Raw genomic sequence first — 3,353 nt, forward strand, 5'->3', positions numbered from 1 at the left:
TACCTCTCCGAGGCGATCGCCCCGGCCGGAGGGCGGCACATCCTGAACGTGTTCGTGAAGGCGCGCCAAGTCGGCGGGGAACTGGGGGTGCCCACGGATGATGTCATCACAAGGGTCGAGTGGGTGCCGCTGGCAGAGCTTCCCCACCTGACCTTATATCCGGCGATCGCCCCTGAACTGCTCCGATCGGCGGAAGTCGGCTTTCAGCACGAGATTCTTCATCTCGGTGCCCGCTGGACCTGATGGATCGCTGGTCCCGTACCCCCCGCCGATACGCCGTCCCGGAGCGATCGGTTGGGGAGCCTGAAGGCTACTCGACGTCGACTTCGGCGATCGCGGTGAAGTGGCCACTCACAAAGTTGCCCCCGTACATCGCCCCCTTGCTGGAACTGCTGTTAGTTTCCGGAATGTCGACACGAATGTAGCGTCCGCTCGTTTCAGGCACGCTGAAGGTGTACCAGGTCGAGGGCAGCGAGGTGAGACCACGGAAACTCTTCAAGTAGATCCAGTTGACCTTGTCGTTGCTGGTATAAAAGTCGATGGCTTTCGGGAAGGAGCCCCCGATGATCACGGGTGGTGAGAGTAGTTTGACGGAGCGGAAGGTGCGATTGACCTTCAGATCGGCGATCGCGAATTCCCGCTGGTTACTGCCCCGAACGGTACTCATCCACATCGTGTCCGTCTTTCCATCAACCATGTGGCTGCTGGGGTAGTACGAACCGTAATAGACTGAAGAACTGTTCAAGACGACGTTGTTTTCTTCTCCATTGAAGGCCACCTCTGCAATCTGCGCGTAGTGAAGGCCATTGTCCAAATTCGTGCGTGACTTCGACACATTGAACCGCACGTAACGCGTGGTGGTTGGCGTGATATTCCAACGATGCCAGGTGGCCTCCGGAATCCGGAAATTGGAAGCCGTGACGACCGTTCGCCAGGTCACGTCGTCATCGCTCAGTTCGATCGTGAAGTCGGCTGGAAACAGATAGCTGTAGTGGCCGACCGACAGGGCTGCGATCGAGGTCAGGCGAGAAGGCTGACCCATATCCAGTCGCATGTACTGCGGCGTGTTCTCCAGGGTGCGGTCAGAAGACCAGAAGGTTTCCGAATTCTTATCAACGGCCGTGTCTGCGGGGTTGCGGCCGAGTTCATGCTCACTGGAGACCCGCACGCCCATGTCGTCCAGGATCAGGCCTAGCAGGTTCCCCATACTGCTCGAATCCAGGGTGATTCGGCCATTCCCGAAGTACGTGTCGAAGCCCGCCACGCCCTTGTCGACTGCCGTGCTGACAATCAGGCTTCTGAGCATGGTGGGGGACCAGCTGGGCTTGAGGGCCTTGATCAGGGCGGCCTGGCCAGCCACGTGAGCCGCCGAGAACGAGGTGCCGCTGACCACGCCATAGCCGCTGCCCAGGGTCGTGGTGAGAATGCTGTCGCCCGGCGCGGAGACGGTCATCCAGTCGCCGAAGTTGCTCCAAGCCGCCCGGCTGTCCGTGCTATTGGTGGCGCCGACGGCCAGCAGGTTGAGCTGGTTCGACCAGGCGGCCGGGTACTGGCGCAGGTTGGTTCCCTCATTGCCCATCGGGGCGGCCACGGTCACATTGAAGGTGGTGGCGAACGAGACCGCGTCCCGGACGGCCGGGTCGTCGATGTTGGCGCCGATGCTCATGCAGATCACCGAAGCACGGTTGCGCACGGCGTAATTGATGCCATCGATCAGGGAGGCTGAGGTGGCCAGGCCATTGGAATTGCTCACCTTGACCGGGAGAATTCGCGTCAGCGGCGCGAGCCCCGTAATGCCGACCTTGTCCTGAATGGCGGCGATGACGCCCGCCACCTGGGTGCCGTGGCCGTTGTCATCTTCGGTGAGACCGTTCTGGTCATAGGCGTTCCAGCCGCGCACGTCGTCGACGCGCCCGTTGCGATCATCATCCACGTTGTTGCCGGCCGTTTCGCCGGGGCTCACATAGATGTTGGCCGCCAGGTCAGGGTGGTTGGTCTGGATGCCGGTGTCAAGCACGGCCACCACCACATCGGGCGAGCCTTTGGAGATGGCCCAGGCAGCTGGCGCGTTGATGCGAGGCAGGGCCCATTGCTCCGAGTACCGCGCGTCTTCGGGCGCACCCTTGGTCGAAAAGATGGCTTCCCGCGACACCTGGTCAAAGACCGCGTTGGCTTTCAAGCGCCTGGCCACCGTGTCGAAGGAGACGTCGGGTTTGTGACTGGCCACCAGGTAGTTCATGCCGGGGTAGCGATAATAAGTGATGCCGGCCGCCTGCAGGGCCGACTCGACCGTGGCGCGGGGGGCTCCGTCGCGGAAGCGAATGAGCAGGCGGCCTGCGGTGTAGGGGGAGCGCGAGTCGACCGAGGTCAGACGATAGACCGTTGCGCTGCCATCGCGCACCGTCAGCTGGCCGCTCTTGGCACTGCCGGCCGGTAGCGTCAAGGTCACCATGTTCGGCTTGCGGTTGCTGACCGCCATCTCGGTGGTCCCGAAGAAGAATTTCACCGAGGCCCGGTCCAGGTTGGCCCCTTCCACCACGAAGCCCTTGCTGGCGTTGGGCACGACGGCCGTGACCACCACACTGGTGCTATTGGACATAAGGGTATTCAGGCTTCCGGGTGACCCCCCGCCCTCCACCTGGACGGTCTGTTTGGGGAACGGGGCTTCGTCCGGCAGGGCCATCACGAAATAGCCGTCTTGGCCCTTGGGGTTTTGCTGGATGGCCGGCAGCGGCACGGAGAGAGCCACGCCGTCGGGCGCGCCCATCGTCAACGAGGCGAAGACGCTGCGTCCGCCCTGGCAGCCCGACAGCAGGGTGGCGCTGATCAGCAACAGGGAGCGCCAGCGGGAAAGGCCGACCTGGGCGGGGCGGATGGGGCTGAGACGCGACACGGGACTCTCCTGCGGTACGGGCGAAAGGCATCCTTTGCCTGGTGACACCACGAGACGGGTATCGGCACAAACATCCTATCCCTTGAATGCAATCCAGGCTCCCAGGGGATGGAGGCCAGCGGCGTTCCCTCGCTCGCTCCTCTCTAGTTTATTACCCACGGCGAGCCCCGTAAATCCGTTTGATCTCGATGGCGGGTCGGCGAGTCGCCTCGATCGAGCCGGGCGCTGGAACCAGCGGTGGCTGATCCGCGTCAGGACTGGTAAAATGATACCGTGGGGCAGCGTCGGCGCGGACCGTGCGGGGCCCCCACGCACAGGGAAGTCGAAGAGACGATCCGGGAGGCGCGAATGACCCAGGGTGTGGAGACGGCCGAGGCCCCCACCGAATATGGCGAACTGCCGGCTGACGCCACCCACGTGACGCAAGCCTACGGCGCCGAGCAGATTCAGGTCCTCGAAG

General features: G+C 63.0%; 2 protein-coding genes. One reads left to right on the forward strand and one right to left on the reverse strand.

Annotated features, from left to right (window positions below; all coding sequences use genetic code 11):
• On the forward strand, positions 1–243 hold a 243-nt coding region (locus VKP62_10680; protein ID MEB3197656.1), incomplete at its 5' end, for a hypothetical protein.
• Positions 244–310: 67 nt separating this feature from the next.
• Here VKP62_10680 and VKP62_10685 read toward each other — a convergent pair.
• Positions 311–2,893, reverse strand: a complete 2,583-nt coding sequence (locus VKP62_10685) for a S8 family serine peptidase (protein MEB3197657.1) — start codon at positions 2,891–2,893, stop codon at positions 311–313.
• Between the last annotated feature and the right edge of the window lie 460 nt (positions 2,894–3,353).

The sequence above is a fragment of the Candidatus Sericytochromatia bacterium genome (assembly GCA_035285325.1).
Lineage (GTDB): Bacteria > Cyanobacteriota > Sericytochromatia > S15B-MN24 > JAQBPE01 > JAYKJB01.